Origin of the sequence: Butyrivibrio sp. MC2021 (assembly GCF_000621605.1) — a bacterium.
Lineage (GTDB): Bacteria > Bacillota > Clostridia > Lachnospirales > Lachnospiraceae > Butyrivibrio.
Window position 1 is genome coordinate 140,580 of the sequence record NZ_JHXX01000001.1, and the last position, 17,888, is coordinate 158,467.

Genomic DNA, 17,888 nt, shown 5'->3' on the forward strand with positions numbered 1-17,888 from the left:
TAATGGCGCAGCAATTTGACGACGGAAAAATTGAAGCCATTGAGGAGTTTCAGAGCCCGAATGTGCTGTATGAGGGACTTATTCAGAGGGTGAGAAAATATCACCCCTCTGATGATATCTCACTTATCGAGAAGGCATACCAGCTGGCTAATGATGCTCACAAGGATCAGAGACGCAAATCGGGTGAACCATATATCATTCACCCTCTTTGTGTTGCAATAATTCTGGCCGACCTTGAGATGGATAAGGAAACTCTGGCGGCGGGGCTTCTTCATGATGTCGTTGAGGACACCATTCTTACCAAGGAAGAGATAGAGGCTTCCTTTGGTGCCGATGTTGCGCTTTTGGTTGACGGTGTTACCAAACTGACAGCTTTGCAGTTGTCTTCGGATTCACACGATAATACCAATAAAACTCAGGAACAGATCGATATGCAGGCTCAGAACCTGCGTAAGATGTTCCTTGCCATGGCAAAAGATATCCGTGTAATCCTTATCAAGCTGGCGGACAGACTTCACAATATGAGAACTCTTACTCATATGCCTCCGGAGAAACAGCAGAGGATTGCCCAGGAAACCCTCGATATTTATTCACCTATCGCATCAAGACTCGGTATCAGCAGAATCAAGGTTGAGCTTGATGACCTTTCTCTTAAATACCTTAAGCCGGACGTTTATTATGAGCTGGTTGAGAAGGTTGCTCAGCGTAAGAGCGAGAGAGAAAAATATGTAGAGGATATCTGCGAGAATGTAAGAGCATCCATCAAAGAAGCAGGTATCGTGGGCGAAGTAAACGGAAGAGTTAAGCATTTCTTTAGTATTTACAAGAAAATGCGCAATCAGAACAAGACTCTGGACCAGATTTACGATCTTTTCGCCATTAGAATTATCGTTGAAACAGTGAAGGACTGTTATGCGGCTCTGGGCGTTATCCATGAGATGTACAAGCCCATACCGGGTAGATTCAAGGATTATATCGCAATGCCCAAGCCCAACATGTACCAGTCTTTACATACAACACTGATTGGCCAGACCGGACAGCCTTTTGAGATTCAGATCAGAACCTATGACATGCATAGGGCTGCTGAATACGGTATCGCTGCTCACTGGAAGTACAAAGAGACTTCTGACGGCAAGAAGGCTGAAAATGGTGAAGAAGAGAAGCTTATCTGGCTTCGTCAGATTCTTGAATGGCAACAGGACATGTCAGATAACCAGGAGTTTATGACTCTGCTGAAGTCTGACCTTAACCTTTTCTCAGAGGATGTATATTGCTTTACTCCTACCGGTGAGGTTAAGAATCTTCCTGCAGGTTCCACACCTATTGATTTTGCCTACAGTGTACACAGTGCCGTAGGTAACAAGATGATCGGAGCCAAGGTTAACGGCAAACTTGTTCCCATTGATTACAAGATTCAGAACGGTGACCGAATTGAGATCATCACCAGCCAGAATTCCAGGGGACCCAGCAGAGACTGGCTTGCCATTGCAAGGGCTTCATCAACCAAGAACAAAATCAATCAGTGGTTCAGAAATGAATTTAAAGAAGAGAATATCTCCAAGGGCCGTGATCTTTTGATCGAATATTGCAGAAGTAAGGGAATAGACCTTTTTGCTATTTCCAAGCCGGAGATTCAGAATATTGTTATAAAGAAGTATGGCTTCCATGACTGGAATGCTGTACTGGCTGCGGTTGGACACGGCGGACTTAAGGAAGGACAGGTCATCAACAAGATGCTTGAGCTCGGAGAAAAGGAGCACAAGCGCAATATCACCGATGAAGAGGTTCTTGCTGCAGTTGCCGAATCCAATGTTACACCTCAGATCTCAGGACATGATAATGCCATTATAGTTAAGGGCGTCCATGACGTTGCGGTTCGTTTTTCCAAGTGCTGCAACCCTGTTCCCGGTGATGAGATCTGCGGATTTGTCACAAGAGGTCGTGGCGTCTCCATCCACAGAAGAGACTGCGTCAATGTTATCAAGATGCAGGAAGAGGATAAGACAAGGCTTATCGAAGCCAAGTGGCAACAGGAGACCTCCGGAGACGGCAAGTACGCCGCCACCATCAAGATATTTGCCAACAACAGATCGGGACTTCTTGCGGATGTATCAAGAACCCTTTCTGAGAAGAATATTGATATTCTTTCCATGAACACCAGAACCAGCAAGCAGGGGCTTGCCACCATGGAGACTTCCTTCCAGGTATCTTCAAGGGATCAGCTCCGTGACATCGTTGAGAAGATCAGGCAGATCGACTCTGTTATCGACATTGAAAGGACAACAGGCTGATGAGCAAAGGGAATTTACAGGTCGGTGCATTGACTCTCGGAATGGTAGGCACCAATTGCTATTTCGTTTTTGATGAAAGTAAGAGCTTTGAGGATGGAAAAAAGCATGTGATCTTTTTTGATCCTGCCGATAAGGGGGATCTTATTTATAACAAGCTTACAGAAAAGGGCTTTGTGATTGATCTTATTCTTTTAACCCATGGTCATTTTGATCATATCGGCGGCGCCGAAAAGCTTCGTGAACTTACAGGAGCCAGGATCGGAGCCCATGAGAAGGAAATGGCGATGTGTAAGGATCCTTACCTGAACCTTTCCAATGATTACGGAATGCATCTTTCCATCGTTCCTGACGATTTTTACAGGGACGGTGAAGTGATAGAGGCTGCAGGCATGAAATGCAAGGTTATTTTTACACCCGGACATACTTCCGGAGGATGCTGCTATTACTTTGAGGATGCGGGAATCCTTATCTGCGGAGATACGCTTTTTGAGGAATCCGTGGGCAGAACTGATTTCCCCACCAGCTCCACCAGCGAGCTGATCCGCTCTATTCGTGAAAAGCTGTTTGTTCTTCCCGATGATACCTATTGTTATCCGGGACATGGGGAAATGACCACCATAGGGCATGAGAGATTGTATAATCCCTTCTGCGGTGAGGAGTACTTATAAAAACTATGAGAAAAAGGTCTATGTTGAGTGCATAGGCCTTTAACTATCTTTAAATACAGGAGTAAACAGATGCAGGTTATTTATATCAGTGAAGACAAATTCCAATATGATATCCATTCACTTTTTAAGGCCTTTTATCCCACTGATACAGTTCGAATGATCATAGGAAAGCCCGGCGACAATCCGGAAAAAGAGAAGGATATATCAGAGGGTGATGAAATATCATTTGTTGAATATACAGAGAATAGTATCAAAGTAAAGGTTTCTGAGAATCTTTCAGATGAAAAGGAATTCCTTGATATCTCTAAGGGCGAGGGAAGTGTTTCCACTGACGGAAGCAAGGGAAGCCTTGATAATTCCAAGAATACACTGAAAAAGCTTCTTTATACTCTTTTATCAGAGAAAACAGGAAAAAAGCTTCCCTGGGGAAACCTTACAGGCATAAGACCCACGAGAATTGCCATGAATCTTGTGGATAAGGATAGAAGCGATGAGGAAATTGCTGATTACATGAAGTCCATGTATTTTGTCAGCGATGAGAAGATTGACCTCAGTATCAGGATAGCAAGAAGAGAGAAGGAGATTCTGAAGGATATTGATTACGAGAACGGTTACAGCCTCTATATCGGTATTCCTTTCTGCCCCACAACCTGTCTGTACTGTTCATTTACTTCTTATCCCATTGGAGCATACAAGAACATTGTAGATGATTACCTCACCTGCCTTGAAAAAGAGATAGATTACGTCGCTGAGGCTTTTGCCGGGAAGACTCTTGATACCATTTATATCGGCGGAGGAACTCCCACAACTCTTTTACCCCATCAGATAGACAGACTTCTTGGCTATGTTCATGAAAAACTTGATACATCAAAGGTCAAGGAACTCACTGTTGAGTCCGGCAGACCTGATTCCATAACAAGGGAAAAGCTGCAGGCCATGAAGAGACAGGGCTGCACCAGAATTTCCGTAAATCCTCAGACCATGAGAGATGAGACCTTAAAACTCATCGGAAGACAGCACAATGTGGCCCAGCTCATCGAGTCCTTCCATATGGCAAGAGAAGAGGGCTTTGATAATATCAATATGGATATAATCCTTGGACTTCCGGGAGAGACAGCTGATGATGTTCGCTACACAATGGATGAGATAAAGAAGCTTGATCCCGACGATCTGACAGTACATTCACTGGCGATCAAGAGGGGATCCAGACTTGCTGAGATCCTTAAGGAGAAGGAGATCAGAGGTTTCTCCGGAAAAGGAGATGTGGCTGACTTTAATAATACTGAAGAGATGATGAGAATTGCTGCATCCGGTGCTCATGATATGGGGCTGGAGCCTTATTATCTGTACAGACAGAAGAATATCAGCGGAAACTTTGAGAATACCGGCTATGCCAGAAAAGGGAAAGCAGGTATCTATAATATTCTGATAAATGAAGAAGTTCAGTCAATTGTTGCCCTTGGTGCAGGCACCGTTACCAAGAGAGTTTTCGGCTACGACGGCAGGATCGAAAGATGCGACAATGTCAAGGATGTGAAGCTTTACATGGATCAGATAGAGGATATGATCAATAGAAAGCGTGAACTATTTAACGTTTAATTAATAACGATTGAATAATTATTCGCAATTTTAGGAACTGAATTATTTTTAAAACGAAGAAATGGCTTAATCTAGCGGTTTTGCAGAAACTAATAATCATAAATACAGTACCCCTCTTTGCACTAAAACACTTCTCAAATATTGCTATTACTTGTGCACTATGCTATAATGTTGTCAAAAATATAACGATATCTATATTTAAACATTTAGAGATATCACAAGGAGGTTTATATGCTATTTCAACTGTACGGCAATAGCGGTGCAATGCAACTGATCGGTTGGGTTTTAGTATTCGTGGGACTTATTCTCATGAACGAAATCGGTCGTAGAACAAAACAGGGTGGTATTTTAGTATTTGTTATCATCCCATGTATTCTTACTGTTTATTTCATCCTCGCTCATCTTGGTATGTTCGGAGGAAAAGAAAATCCAACTGTTGCTTTCATGGATGGCTGGTTCCACTATTTCAAGCTGTACGCTGCTGATATAGGTTGCGTAGGTTTCATGATGATCAAGTACAAATGGGGCATCGGCAAGGAAAAATGGTTTGCATGGTTCCCTTGGTTCATCGTTGCAGCCAACATTCTTATCGCTGTAGTTTCCGATCTTGAGTCTGCTTTCGCAGCTCTTTCCATCACTGGCAACTTCTCAGGTGCTTGGTGGGCATCCAACGAGGGTGTATTCATCTATGGTGGATGGTGGAACATCGTTAACGCAATCGCTGGTCTTATCAATATCTTCTGTATGACAGGTTGCGTACACCTTTATTCTTCAAAGGACAAGAATCACGCCGATATGCTTTGGCCTGATATGTGCGTATGGTTCATAGTAGCTTATGATGTTTGGAACTTTGAGTACACATACCTCAACCTTCCTACACATTCATGGTACTGCGGTGTTGCACTTCTTCTTGCTCCTACATTTGCTAACGCATTCTGGAACAAGGGTGCATGGATCCAGAACCGTGCCAATACTCTTGCAATCTGGTGTATGTGGGCTCAGGTAGTACCTGCATTCCAGCTTAGCTCCAGATTCCAGGCATCTCTTCCTTCAGTTTACGGCGGAGCAACTGAGGCAGGAATTTCAACAATGGACCTTTACGAGAAGGCCATTGCTATTTATAATAATCAGCAGGGCAAGACTGCAGCCGCAGGTCAGGCAATTGCTGAGATGGGAATCACTGCAAATCCTACAGCACAGGGTGTTGTAGCTATTCTCTCCATTGCAGTTAACGTGATCTGTATTGCAGAAATAATAAAGAGATCATGCAAGCTTGGAAAGAATCCTTATGCTAACGAAGTATTCACAGATACTAAGGACTTCCAGATTGCACTCGAGCGTGCGGAGAGATAATGGATAATATCAGAGTAATTGAAGTAAAAAGAAGTATTTTTGAGAGCAACGATCAGGATGCCGATAAGCTCAGAGGAGAACTTAAGGAGAGCAAGACATTTCTTCTCAACCTTATGTCTTCACCGGGATCAGGTAAGACCACAACCCTTACCAGAACTATCGAGCTTTTGAAGGACAAGTACAGAATCGGTGTAATGGAAGCGGACATCGATTCAGATGTGGATGCAAGAACAATTGCAGCTACAGGAGTTAAGTCTATTCAGCTTCATACCGGTGGTATGTGCCATCTTGATGCCGACATGACAAGACAGGGAATTAAGGAGCTTGGCGTTGAGGATGTAGATTTTGCTATCCTTGAGAATGTTGGTAACCTTGTTTGCCCTGCTGAGTTTGACACGGGCAGCACCAAGAATGCCATGATCCTGTCAGTTCCCGAGGGACATGATAAGCCTCTTAAATACCCACTTATGTTCTCCATTTGTGACGTGGTACTCATTAACAAGATAGATGTTATGCCTTACTTTGATTTCGATCTTGAGAAATGTAAGGAGAATATCTTATTCCGTAATCCCAAGGCCAAGATCATTCCTATCTGCGCCAAGACCGGCGAAGGTATGCAGGAATGGGCTGACTGGCTTGCGGAGAATATTGAGGAAGCAATTAAGTAATTAGGTAATTATTTAAGCATGAGACATGAGAATCCGTGTGATAAACATGGGGAAGTTTATCCTTACCCTATGCTATCACGCGGATTTTTTAACGGTATTCATAATTATACATTCGGAGTAAGTGAAAAAGTATGCATGAATTAGGTGTTGTTTTTCGCATAATAGATGATCTTACGGAAGTAGGAAAAGAGAATGAGCTGGAGAAAATCCATTCAGTAACGCTCCAGCTTGGAGAAGTATCGGGCGTAGTGCCTTCTCTTTTACAGGATGCCTGGAAATGGGCCGCAGCAAGAACTGAACTTATGAAGGACTCGGAGCTTATTATCGAGACACTTCCTGCAGTTACCTTCTGCGAAGACTGTAAGACTGAATATGATACGGTGGCAAATGGCAAGATTTGCCCCAATTGTGGCAGTGAACATACGTATCTCCTTAAGGGGAACGAGTTTATGATAAAAGAAATTGCAGCCACGTAAACTTATTTTATTGAAAGGCTATGGTAGGAAGATATGGATATGAACAAATTTGATATGAATGATCTGCAGACTCCATATTCACTGGATCCCAATCGTAACAAAGAGGATCCCAGAGCCGGTATTATTCCGGATACAGTGGATATGAATGCACCTTTCCGTGAGCCTCTTGCAAGATTTGCAAAGGCTGTAACCGATAGAAAAGAAATCAAGCTGGGACTTGAAAAGATCACTAAGGAAAGCCCTGAATACTGGGGACTTTATAATCTTATAACAGATGAGCAGTGCGAGATCGCTCTTAAGATGCAGAAGCGTAAGCCCAGAACCTTTGAGGAGATTGCGGCACTTTGTCCTGAGTACTCCAAGGATGAGCTTGAAAAGCAGCTTGAGGAGATGTCCTACAACGGCGTTATCGAGTGGAACTACGAGAATGACAAACATGAGAAGCAGTGGGTGCTTCCTATGTACGTTCCCGGTTCTGCTGAATTCGGTAACATGAACCACAAGGTTCTTGAAGCTCATCCCGAAGCCGGAGCATTCTTTGAGAGAATGAGCCGTATTCCTCTTGAGGGACTTACACATATGGTTCCCATGGGCGGTGCCGGTGTCGGAATGCATGTAATTCCTGTTGAGAAGGCTATAGAGATGGAGAGCGAGTCCATCAATCTTGAGCATATTTCTCACTGGCTCGATAAATATGAAGGCAAGTATGCAGCTTCACCCTGTTCCTGCCGTAGATCCAGAAAGACCTTTGAACAGGGCTGCGCTGATGATCCCGAAGGCTGGTGTATTGCCATCGGTGATATGGCTGACTACGTTGTTGAGACCCAGAAGGACGGCCGTTATATCACCAGAGAAGAGGCTCTTGATATCTTCAAACAGGCTGAGGACAACGGTTTTGTTCACCAGATAACAAATATTGATGGACAGAATAAGATCTTCGCTATCTGTAACTGTAACGTCAATGTATGTTATGCCCTTCGTACATCACAGATGTTCAATACTCCTAATATGTCCCGTTCCGCATATGTTGCACATGTCAGCAAGGACAAGTGTGTTGCCTGCGGCGGCTGCGTCGAGGTTTGTCCTGCCGGTGCATGTACCCTTGGACAGAAGCTTTGCAAGAAGGACGGCAGCGAGGTTGTATATCCCAAGATGCCTCTTCCTACAGAGCAGAAGTGGTCCAGAGATATGTGGACTGAGGATTACCGCGATATCAACAGAATCAATACTCACAAGACAGGTACAGCTCCCTGTAAGACAGCTTGTCCTGCACATCTCCCTGTACAGGGTTATATTAAGATGGCTTCCCAGGGAAGATATGATGAAGCTCTTGCACTTATCAAGAAGTATAATCCACTTCCTGCAGTTTGCGGACATGTATGTAACCGCCGATGCGAGGATGCATGTACAAGAGGAACCATTGATCAGGCTCTTGCCATCGATGAGGTTAAGAAGTTTGTAGCTATGCGCGACCTCAATAAGGAGACAAGATATATTCCTAAGAAGGTTATCCCTAAGCTTGGCGGCGGTTTCGATGAGAAAGTTGCTATTATCGGTGCAGGTCCTGCAGGTATTTCCTGTGCTTACTACCTGGCACTTAAGGGATATAAGCCTACACTTTTCGATAAGAACAAGAAGCCCGGCGGAATGGTTACCTACGGTATTCCTTCCTTCGTAATGGAAAAGAATATCGTTGAAGCTGAGGTTGATGTTCTCAGAGAGCTTGGTGTAGACATCCGTCTCGGTGTCGAAGTAGGAAAAGATATCACTCTTAAGCAGCTCAGAGACCAGGGCTACAAGGCATTCTATATTGCTATCGGATGCCAGGGCGGCCGTGGAGTAGGAGTTCCCGGTGAGGATGCCCAGGGCGTTCTTAAGGGTGTTGATATCCTTCATGATGTTATCGATGATGAGAACTATAAGCTCAGCGGAGATACAGTTGTTATCGGTGGTGGTAACGTAGCTATCGATGTCAGCCGTACAGCACTTCGCTGCGGTTCACCCAAAATCACACAGGTTTCTCTTGAGACCCGCGATATTATGCCTGCTCTTCCTGAGGAGATTGAAATTGCTGAGTCTGAAGGAATTGAGTTCAGAGGCGGCTGGGGACCTAAGGAGATCCTTACAGATAACGGCAAGGTAAAGGGAATCGTATTTAAGAAGTGTACTCAGGTTAAGAATGCTGAGGGACGCTTTGATCCTAAGTATGATGAGAATGACACCATGGAGATTGCTTGCTCCAACGTTATTCTTTCAGTAGGACAGGCAACTATTTGGGGAGATCTTCTTAAGGATGAGAATGTTGAGTTCAGAGGTCCTGCTCCTGTTGCTGATAAGATCACATTCCAGACCACTGTTCCCGATATCTTCGTAGGTGGAGATATGTTCTATGGCCCAAGATTTGCCATTGATGCTATTGCCTGCGGTAAAGAAGGTGCTGAGTCAATCCACAGATTTGTACAGCCTCATTCTTCACTTACCATCGGACGTGATCCTAACTTCTTTATCGAGCTTGATAAGGATGATATTACAGTTAACGATTATGATCATGTTGGCCGTCAGGTTCCCGGCGATTCCAAGAAGCCCGGAGAGCTTACCTTCCGCGATACCAAGCTGGTATTTACTGAGGAACAGGTTAAGAAGGAAACTGCACGTTGCCTTGGCTGCGGTGCTTCCATCGTTGATCCTAATAAGTGCGTAGGCTGCGGACTTTGCACAACACGCTGCGAGTTTGATGCAATTCACCTTAGAAGGGATAACCCGGATGCTTCAACCATGAGAACTGCAGAAGAGAAGCTCAAATACATACTTCCTAACGGAGTTAAGCAGGCTATCAGCAGACCTTTCGTAAAGAAGACCCCAAAGGAGACTTCCTGGGATAAAGAGTAACTTTAATTAATCTGTGAAACGCTTAAATTAGTCTATAAAAATTTTAGATTAAGTTTATACAAATTTTATAAAAGCGAATCAAAGTGGCGGTAACCCAGACGGGTACTGCCACTTTATTTGATTAAAGTAAATCTCTGAGGTTGATATTTTCTTTCGCCTATAGTAAAACTTTATTCAAGGTTTTTGAGTTAGCTAAATTTTTTTCTCTTGATATTTTATTTTGACCACCTGCTCAAATGCCGGTTTACGTGATGGGAGTGAGGGATATGTTGTTATTATCAAACGGGGGATTTGTTTTAAATGTCTATACACTGTTTCTGGCAGTGATGCTTCTTCTGTTCCAGGAGAATGACAAAAAATCACGCTCAAATAAAGCATTTATCAAACTTGTGGGTATTGTTGCAGTACTTGTTGGGATTTCTGCTGTTGGTGATGCGGGAAGGCTCCTTGGAGGCCCTTTTATTTGGCTGTCCATGATCGCATCCTTTGGTGTATTCGCACTTGATCCCTTTGGATTTTTGTTTGCGCTTAAATATATTGACTGCTATACCATCTATGCTGATAAGAAAAAGAGGAATATGTTCATTGTTCCCATAAGAACTTATTCTTATATTAATCTGATGCTGGTTACTGTTTCTACATTGTTTGGCAAGGGATGGTTTTTCTATTATGAAAACGGTGTGTATCACAGAGGACCGCTTTTTATGGCAAGAGGCCTTGTCCATGTGCTCCTTTGCCTTGCTGTAATGTCATATGTACTTGTCTTCAGAAATGGGATCATCAGAAGTTATAGGCTTCCTATCATTACCTTTCCTCTGATCATTGCAGTGGGTGGATTTCTGCAGGTTGCACTTTTTAATATCAATCTGGAATATGCCGCAACAATTTTTGCCTGCATGATCCTGCTTATCTATGTACAAAGAAGGGATATTAATCTGGATTATCTCACGGGCGTTGTCAACAGGCGAGGTATAGACATGGCCATGAGAAATGCGATTTCCCAGTCTCAGGACCATGACTTCGCAGCGGTTATGATAGACGTTGACTTCTTTAAGTCCATAAATGATAAATACGGACACAAGGCGGGAGATGAAGTTCTTGAATCCATAGCGGATGTTCTTCGCGGCAGCTTTGATGATACAGATATCGTGGGACGCTTTGGCGGAGACGAGTTCTGCGTTATTACCAGGATCAATGACAAAAAAGAACTTGATAAGAGAATCGAATATGTAAAGGAATCCATAGCTGACATTGACTGGAGCAGAAAAGAGGAGATGGAATTGTCTGTCAGCGCAGGAGCTCTTGTGTATGACAAGGAAAGTGGAATGAAGGTAAAAGAGTTCATGGAATCCATTGACAGATGCATGTATGAGGAGAAGCTTTCGCACCATTTGGAGGACAGAAGAAAAGCTGTTGTATAAAACCATTGAAAATTTATTGCTTGACGAAAACTTTAAAAATGTATATTAATAAGAAAGTGAGCAAAAAAATACTAATTTTCTATATGAAGGGGCAGTTATTACGTAATGGCTACAAGTAAAACAACAAGTTCAAAGAAAAATTCACTTCTTATTGTGGAGTCACCAACCAAGGTGAAGGCTATCAAGAAGTTCCTGGGGGCAGGCTATGAGGTTGCTGCCAGTAACGGTCATGTAAGAGACCTTCCAAGAAGTCAGATGGGGGTTGACCTGGCCCACAATTATGAACCTAAATATATCACCATCAGAGGAAAGGGAGATGTTCTTGCCGAGCTTCGTAAGCAGGTCAAGAAGGCAGATAAAGTATATCTCGCAACCGACCCGGACCGCGAGGGTGAGGCTATCAGCTGGCATCTTATCACAGCTCTCAAACTGGAGCAGGCAGATGCACAGGTACAGCGTGTTACATTTAATGAGATCACCAAGAACGCAGTTAAGGAAGCTATGAAGCATCCCAGAGACATAGACATGAATCTTGTGGATGCCCAGCAGGCAAGACGTGTTCTTGACAGAATGGTGGGATACAGCATTTCACCTATACTTTGGGCCAAGATCAAAAGAGGCCTTTCCGCCGGCCGCGTTCAGTCAGTGGCACTGAGGATCATTGCTGACAGAGAAGAGGAGATTGAATCCTTTATCCCCAGCGAATACTGGACACTTGATGTTAATCTTAAGGCAGAGGGCGAGAAGAAGCCCCTTGTTGCGCATTATTACGGAGTAGGCAACGAGAAAAAGGAGATTAAAAATAAGGCTGAGCTTGATGCTATCTGCGCTGAGCTCAAGGGTGCCAAGTATGTTGTAAGTGATGTCAAGAAAGGTGAGAGAACCAAGAAGGCTCCGCTTCCTTTCACAACATCAACTCTTCAGCAGGAGGCTTCCAAGAGCCTTAACTTTTCAACTCAGAAGACCATGAGAGTTGCTCAGCAGCTCTATGAAGGAATTGAGCTGGGCAAGCAGGGTACTGTAGGTCTTATCACATACCTTCGTACCGATTCCACCAGAGTATCGGATGAGGCTGTGGCTTCAGCCAATGCATATATTACTGAGAATTTTGGACAGCAGTACTTATCAGAAGGTGCTACTGCCAAAAAGAATGAAGGAAAGATTCAGGATGCTCACGAAGCAATCCGTCCTACATATATTGAGAACACTCCTGTTATGGTTAAGGATTATCTTTCAAGAGATCAGTTCAGACTTTATCAGCTGATCTGGAGAAGATTTATGGCAAGCCGCATGGCTGCTGCCAAGTATGAGACTACTTCCGTTAAGATCGATGCCGGTAAGCACAGATTTACAGTTGCTGCATCCAAGACAGTATTTGACGGATTCCTTAATGTCTACACCGATGAGGATGATCAGATTGAGAAGAACGTTCTCATGAAGAATCTTGATACCAGCACCAAGATCAGTTTTGAGGCCTTTGACAGCGCTCAGCATTTCACACAGCCTGCGCCTCATTATACAGAGGCTTCACTGGTACATGATCTTGAGGCCCTTGGTATCGGCAGACCTAGTACATACGCACCAACAATTTCAACTATTCTTGCAAGACATTATATTACCAAGGAAAACAAGGCTATCTTCATAACTGAGCTTGGACAGGCAGTTAATAAGATGATGATGGATGCTTTCCCTCAGATCGTTGATGTTAATTTCACTTCCAATATGGAGGCTCTCCTGGACGGAATCGCTGAGGGAGACGTTAAGTGGAAGACTGTAATAGAGAATTTCTATCCGGACCTTGATAAGGCTGTCAAGGCAGCTGAGGCAGAGGTTGAGAAGATTCAGGTTCAGGATGAAGTAACCGATGAGATCTGCGAGAACTGCGGACGCAACATGGTTATCAAGTACGGACCTCACGGCAAGTTCCTTGCATGTCCCGGATTCCCTGAGTGCAAGAATACCAAGCCTTACTTTGAGAAGATCGGAGTAGAATGTCCCAAGTGCGGTAAGGACATTGTTATGAAGCGCACCAAGAAGGGCAGAATCTACTATGGATGTATCGGTAATCCCGACTGTGACTTCATGTCATGGGCAAGACCTGTTGAGAAGAAATGTCCTGATTGCGGCGGAGTAATGGCTGCTAAGGGAAACAAGCTCGTATGTCTTAACCAGGAATGCGGACATATAGAGGCAAAACCTGAGAAGAAGTCAGAAGAGTGAATATATTAAATTTTTAGATAAATTAAGCTTTTTTTCATAATTGTAGGCGCTTTAATGTTTGAAGCGCCTATTTTTTTATGCTATGATAACAATAGTGTAGTAGTTTAATTATCGGGATTTCGATAACTATGCTGCACAGGGGAAATAACAAATAAAGGAGAGATGCAATGAGTAGTGTACAACTACTGGATAAGACCCGAAAAATTGGAAAACTTCTTCATAACAGTAATTCGGGCAAAGTCGTATTCAACGATATCTGCAGAGTTTTATGCGACATATTATCCTCTAATATGTTTGTTATAAGCAAAAAAGGTAAAGTTCTGGGTATTGGTGAAAGCGCTAATGTTGAGTCCCTGAGCGATCTGCTGGTTGATAATGTAGGTTCTTTTATTGATCCTATGTTGAATGAGAGACTTTTAACTATTCTTTCCACCAAAGAGAATGTTAATCTCGAGACCCTTGGTTTTGAGGGAATCGATTTTTCCAAGTTCCAGGCGATCATCACTCCAATAGAGATTGCCGGTGAGAGACTTGGGACCTTGTTTATATACAAAACTGAGTCACCATACGACATTGATGACATTATTCTCTGCGAGTACGGAACCACAGTGGTGGGACTGGAAATGCTGAGAGCTGTTAACGAGGAAAATGCTGAGGAGAGCAGAAAGCTTGCGGTGGTTAAATCCGCAATAAGCACACTGTCATTCTCAGAGATGCAGGCTATCATACATATCTTTGAAGAACTTGACGGAATGGAAGGAGTGCTGGTTGCAAGTAAGATTGCCGATCGGGTGGGTATCACCAGAAGTGTTATCGTAAATGCCCTTAGGAAATTTGAAAGCGCCGGAGTAATCGAATCCAGATCCTCAGGTATGAAGGGCACCTACATCAAAGTAACCAACGACGTTGTATTTAACGAAATTAAAAAGCTAAAGCAAGAGATGTAAACAGCCGACAATAATATTGAAAAATAATTTATTATCAGGATGTGACATTGATGAAGGGATTTATCATTTATTTGGTAAATCCCTTTTCTTATTTTTCGATAACGTTTTAATAATACATTTTGTAGTGGGACACTTTCAAAAACACAATATAAAGTATTAATAACTTGAGTTTTTAGCTAAAAAATCTTATGATAGATATAATAAGATTAGAGTGTCCATTATTAGCTTTTTTGATTGGAGGGACTATGATTAATAGCAATGCATTTGACTATATCAATGTTCTCGACAAGGCTGCTGATGCATCCTGGACGAGAAATGAAATCATTGCCAATAACATCGCCAATGCTGATACTCCCGGCTATAAAAGACAGGACCTCAATTTTGAGGATGAGCTTGAGAGAGCCCTTGGTAATTCCAGATACAAGACCATGGACGCCAAGGTTTCTGACCTTAAGGACAAACATCTTCAGGCCAGAGTTGTTAATGACTATTCCAATTTCTCATACAGAATGGACAAGAACAACGTAGACATTGATACCGAGAATGTAACCCTTGCAGCCAACCAGATCAAATATCAGGGATTGATGGCAGGCATCAAATCTGAATTTTCCAATCTGCAGGCTGTATCTAAATCTTCATGATGATATCACCTGATAGATTAAGGAGGGCAGGCCCATGAGCATTTTTGATTCCTTTAACATTAACTCATCCGGTATGACAGCGCAGCGATTTCGTATGGATATCATTTCCGAGAATATTGCCAACGCTAACACCACAAGAACGCAGGACGGTGCCAAGTCACCCTATGTCAGGAAGGTTGTTACCTTCGCAGAAAAGGGTACACAGACACCTTTTTCCCGTATCCTGAACGAGAGACTTGACCACTATTCGGGCCGTGGTGTAAAGGTGACTCAGGTAAGAGACGATACCTGGACACAGATGAATATTGTATATGATCCGTCCCATCCTGATGCTGATGAGAACGGATATGTTACTTATCCGAATGTCAATACCGTTACCGAAATGACCAACCTCATCGATGCAAGCCGTTCCTACGAGGCCAATGCCACAGCATTCAACGCCAGCAAGAACATAGCAACCAGAGGACTGGAGCTTGGTAACTCGTAATAATATGATCTAATGCCTTTCACAAGAGGCTTAATTGGGAGAACAATTTATGGCATCACTGGATATTTCACAACTTAGAAACGTGACCTCGAGGGTTGTCAGCAATGCTGAGAAGACCAACAGTAAGGTCTACAATGTGCTTGGCAAGGAAGAGGAAGGGAATGATTCCTTCAAGTTTATCTTTGACCAGGCTGTTGAGAATATCAACACCACAAATGCATATTTATCAGATGCCGAGAATGAAGAGATAAAATGGGCCCTGGGCCAGACAGATAACACACATGATCTGTCTATTGCCCTTCAGAAAGCTCAGACAGCTCTTCAATATACCATCGCGGTCCGCGACCGCGCGCTTTCTGCATACAGAGAATTAATTCAGATGCAGATCTGAGCGATATAAGGACTGAGTAAATTCAAGGTTGTGCTCGCACAAATCGTTGAATTTATGATAGGACTGAACGGGCATGAGGAATAAAGGTATACGAGTTTATGAGCATACCGGGTTCCGAATGAATGTAGCATGGCGAGAATGCAGTGGAGCCATGCGGATATCGCGATATTATACATTAGGGGAGGGAGAATAAATGCCTGAAAGATTAAGGGCCATATGGCAAAAAATTCTCGATTGGTGGAATCAATTTACAGCCAGGCAGAAGACTTTGATAGTCGGCGCCGGGGCTGTTGTTCTGCTTACACTCATAATTCTGGTTACAGTGCTTAACCAGCCTCAATACGTTCCTTTGGTTAAGGCCAATTCCGCAAAGGAGGCCTCTGAGATCAAGGAACTTCTCGATGAAAATTCTGTCAATTACAAGATGTCAGATGACGGTATGGAATTCAGGGTTCTGAAGAAGGACCAGGGTACCACCAGTGTACTTTTGGGTGCCAATGATATTCAGGCCTATTCCTACAGTTTCGACAATGTTACCAACGGAGGCTTTTCCACAACCGAATCAGATAAGCAAAAGAAGTATGTAAGATACCTGGAGAGTACGCTGGCACAGGATTTTATTGCCAAATTCGACGCGGTCAAATCCGCTGAGGTCAAGCTCAATGTTCCTGATAATGACGGAACACTTATCGGAAACAAAGAAGAAGCTTCAGCCTGGGTCCTTCTTACTCTTGAAGATAATGCAGATTTTAACGAAGACAATGCAGCATACCTGGCAAGAGCCGTAGCTACTGCTGTTGGAAACAAAACCACCAACGGTATTACGATTCTTGATAATTCAGGAAACATGCTTTTTTCCGGAAGCGAAGACGCAACAATAGCCGGTATGGCGAGCACCCAGCTTTCTCTTAAGGCCAAGGCTGAGCAGCTTGTTAAGTCAGAGGTTAAAAAGGTACTTCTCGGAACCAAGTTATACGACAATGTTGAGGTTGCCAGCAACCTGGTTATGGACTTTTCCAATGAGAAGGTAACCCAGCATGACTATACACCTGCTGAGGGACAGACTCAGGGTGTTCTCAGTCATGAGAGCATCTATAACGCTGAGAATGTCAACGGTGTGAACGGCATCCCCGGAACTGATTCCAATCAGGATGACGAGACTACCTATGTAACACAGGATAATACCAACTCAACATCCACCGTTACAGAAGAGACCAGAGATTATCTTCCCAACGAGAAGATCACCGTTACAGAGAATAACCCCGGTGCGGTTCAGTATGATAAATCCTCTATATCCGTTACAGCCATCAATTACGTTGTTAGAAAAGAAGAGGACTACAAGGCCGCTGAAAATAACAACATGACCTGGGATGAATACAAGGTGGCCAATTCAGAGCCTGTCAAAGAAGATGTTCCCGAGGAAATGATAAATGTTGTAGCCAAGGCTACAGGTATTTCATCAGAAAATGTTGCCATGGCAGCATATACCGAATACATCTATTTCGACAGGACCGGTGCAAATATCACACTTACAGATATCCTGCAGATCGCAGTTATCCTTATTACTCTTGCACTTCTTGCCTTCATCGTTATCAGAAGTATGTGGGTATCCAAGAAGACAGAGGAAGAGCCGGAACCCGAGCCTCTTTCTGTTGAGCAGCTTCTTGAGTCACAGCCTGAAGAGGTTCTTGAGGATATCGAGATGGATACAGGATCCGAGACCAAGAGACTTATCGAGAAGTTTGTTGAAGAGAATCCTGAAGCCGCAGCGACGTTACTTCGTAACTGGCTCAACGAGGACTACGGCTAATCTTAAATTACTATGTGGGGAGTTAAA

At 43.4% G+C, this 17,888-nt stretch carries 14 protein-coding genes; all 14 read left to right on the forward strand.

Annotated features, from left to right (window positions below; translation table 11 throughout):
• Positions 1–2: 2 nt before the first annotated feature.
• The 14 genes from T359_RS18835 to fliF all read left to right on the forward strand — a co-directional run bounded on the left by T359_RS18835 (position 3) and on the right by fliF (position 17,861).
• Complete coding sequence (locus T359_RS18835) at positions 3–2,291, forward strand: RelA/SpoT family protein (RefSeq protein ID WP_035783417.1); 2,289 nt, start codon at positions 3–5, stop codon at positions 2,289–2,291.
• The gene (locus T359_RS0100535; RefSeq protein ID WP_026515769.1) at positions 2,291–2,959 is read left to right on the forward strand and encodes an MBL fold metallo-hydrolase; all 669 of its coding nucleotides are present in this window, start codon (positions 2,291–2,293) and stop codon (positions 2,957–2,959) included. The genes T359_RS18835 and T359_RS0100535 overlap by 1 nt, the downstream gene beginning before the upstream one ends.
• Positions 2,960–3,028: 69 nt before the next feature.
• Positions 3,029–4,558: a coproporphyrinogen dehydrogenase HemZ gene (hemZ, locus tag T359_RS0100540; protein ID WP_026515770.1), complete on the forward strand. Its 1,530-nt coding sequence runs from the start codon at positions 3,029–3,031 to the stop codon at positions 4,556–4,558.
• A 231-nt stretch (positions 4,559–4,789) separates the two neighbouring features.
• Entirely contained in the window at positions 4,790–5,911 is a 1,122-nt protein-coding gene (locus T359_RS0100545; protein ID WP_026515771.1) for a DUF5692 family protein, read from the forward strand.
• Positions 5,911–6,579 (forward strand): hydrogenase nickel incorporation protein HypB, encoded by a 669-nt coding sequence (hypB, locus tag T359_RS0100550; protein WP_026515772.1) that lies wholly within the window; start codon positions 5,911–5,913, stop codon positions 6,577–6,579. Before T359_RS0100545 ends, hypB begins: the two co-directional genes overlap by 1 nt.
• Before the next feature lie 131 nt (positions 6,580–6,710).
• Positions 6,711–7,055 carry a hydrogenase maturation nickel metallochaperone HypA gene (locus T359_RS0100555; RefSeq protein ID WP_026515773.1) on the forward strand — a complete coding sequence of 115 codons (345 nt, stop codon included), beginning with the start codon at positions 6,711–6,713 and terminating at the stop codon, positions 7,053–7,055.
• Positions 7,056–7,196: 141 nt separating this feature from the next.
• The gene (locus tag T359_RS0100560) at positions 7,197–9,944 is read left to right on the forward strand and encodes an FAD-dependent oxidoreductase (protein ID WP_035783604.1); all 2,748 of its coding nucleotides are present in this window, start codon (positions 7,197–7,199) and stop codon (positions 9,942–9,944) included.
• A gap of 266 nt (positions 9,945–10,210) precedes the next feature.
• Positions 10,211–11,365 carry a GGDEF domain-containing protein gene (locus tag T359_RS0100565; RefSeq protein ID WP_026515775.1) on the forward strand — a complete coding sequence of 385 codons (1,155 nt, stop codon included), beginning with the start codon at positions 10,211–10,213 and terminating at the stop codon, positions 11,363–11,365.
• Between the two features lie 105 nt (positions 11,366–11,470).
• On the forward strand, positions 11,471–13,585 hold the full coding sequence (gene topA, locus T359_RS0100570) for a type I DNA topoisomerase (RefSeq protein WP_051544830.1): 2,115 nt from the start codon (positions 11,471–11,473) through the stop codon (positions 13,583–13,585).
• A 167-nt stretch (positions 13,586–13,752) separates the two neighbouring features.
• The gene (gene codY, locus T359_RS0100575) at positions 13,753–14,532 is read left to right on the forward strand and encodes a GTP-sensing pleiotropic transcriptional regulator CodY (protein ID WP_026515777.1); all 780 of its coding nucleotides are present in this window, start codon (positions 13,753–13,755) and stop codon (positions 14,530–14,532) included.
• 245 nt (positions 14,533–14,777) lie between these two features.
• A complete protein-coding gene (gene flgB / locus T359_RS0100580; RefSeq protein WP_026515778.1) occupies positions 14,778–15,173 on the forward strand; it encodes a flagellar basal body rod protein FlgB in 396 nt (131 codons plus the stop codon).
• Positions 15,174–15,207: 34 nt separating this feature from the next.
• Complete coding sequence (flgC, locus tag T359_RS0100585) at positions 15,208–15,660, forward strand: flagellar basal body rod protein FlgC (RefSeq protein WP_026515779.1); 453 nt, start codon at positions 15,208–15,210, stop codon at positions 15,658–15,660.
• 49 nt (positions 15,661–15,709) lie between these two features.
• Positions 15,710–16,051: a flagellar hook-basal body complex protein FliE gene (gene fliE, locus T359_RS0100590; RefSeq protein ID WP_051544831.1), complete on the forward strand. Its 342-nt coding sequence runs from the start codon at positions 15,710–15,712 to the stop codon at positions 16,049–16,051.
• Between the two features lie 193 nt (positions 16,052–16,244).
• On the forward strand, positions 16,245–17,861 hold the full coding sequence (fliF, locus tag T359_RS0100595) for a flagellar basal-body MS-ring/collar protein FliF (RefSeq protein WP_026515781.1): 1,617 nt from the start codon (positions 16,245–16,247) through the stop codon (positions 17,859–17,861).
• Positions 17,862–17,888: the final 27 nt, after the last annotated feature.

Coding starts and splice junctions, on each gene's coding strand:
- fliF (WP_026515781.1), top strand. CDS start 16,245: ATGCCTGAAAGATTAAGGGCCATATGGCAAAAAATTCTCGATTGGTGG.
- flgB (WP_026515778.1), top strand. CDS start 14,778: ATGATTAATAGCAATGCATTTGACTATATCAATGTTCTCGACAAGGCT.
- hemZ (WP_026515770.1), top strand. CDS start 3,029: ATGCAGGTTATTTATATCAGTGAAGACAAATTCCAATATGATATCCAT.
- fliE (WP_051544831.1), top strand. CDS start 15,710: ATGGCATCACTGGATATTTCACAACTTAGAAACGTGACCTCGAGGGTT.
- T359_RS0100560 (WP_035783604.1), top strand. CDS start 7,197: ATGAATGCACCTTTCCGTGAGCCTCTTGCAAGATTTGCAAAGGCTGTA.
- hypB (WP_026515772.1), top strand. CDS start 5,911: ATGGATAATATCAGAGTAATTGAAGTAAAAAGAAGTATTTTTGAGAGC.
- T359_RS18835 (WP_035783417.1), top strand. CDS start 3: ATGGCGCAGCAATTTGACGACGGAAAAATTGAAGCCATTGAGGAGTTT.
- flgC (WP_026515779.1), top strand. CDS start 15,208: ATGAGCATTTTTGATTCCTTTAACATTAACTCATCCGGTATGACAGCG.
- codY (WP_026515777.1), top strand. CDS start 13,753: ATGAGTAGTGTACAACTACTGGATAAGACCCGAAAAATTGGAAAACTT.
- T359_RS0100565 (WP_026515775.1), top strand. CDS start 10,211: ATGTTGTTATTATCAAACGGGGGATTTGTTTTAAATGTCTATACACTG.
- topA (WP_051544830.1), top strand. CDS start 11,471: ATGGCTACAAGTAAAACAACAAGTTCAAAGAAAAATTCACTTCTTATT.
- T359_RS0100545 (WP_026515771.1), top strand. CDS start 4,790: ATGCTATTTCAACTGTACGGCAATAGCGGTGCAATGCAACTGATCGGT.
- T359_RS0100555 (WP_026515773.1), top strand. CDS start 6,711: ATGCATGAATTAGGTGTTGTTTTTCGCATAATAGATGATCTTACGGAA.
- T359_RS0100535 (WP_026515769.1), top strand. CDS start 2,291: ATGAGCAAAGGGAATTTACAGGTCGGTGCATTGACTCTCGGAATGGTA.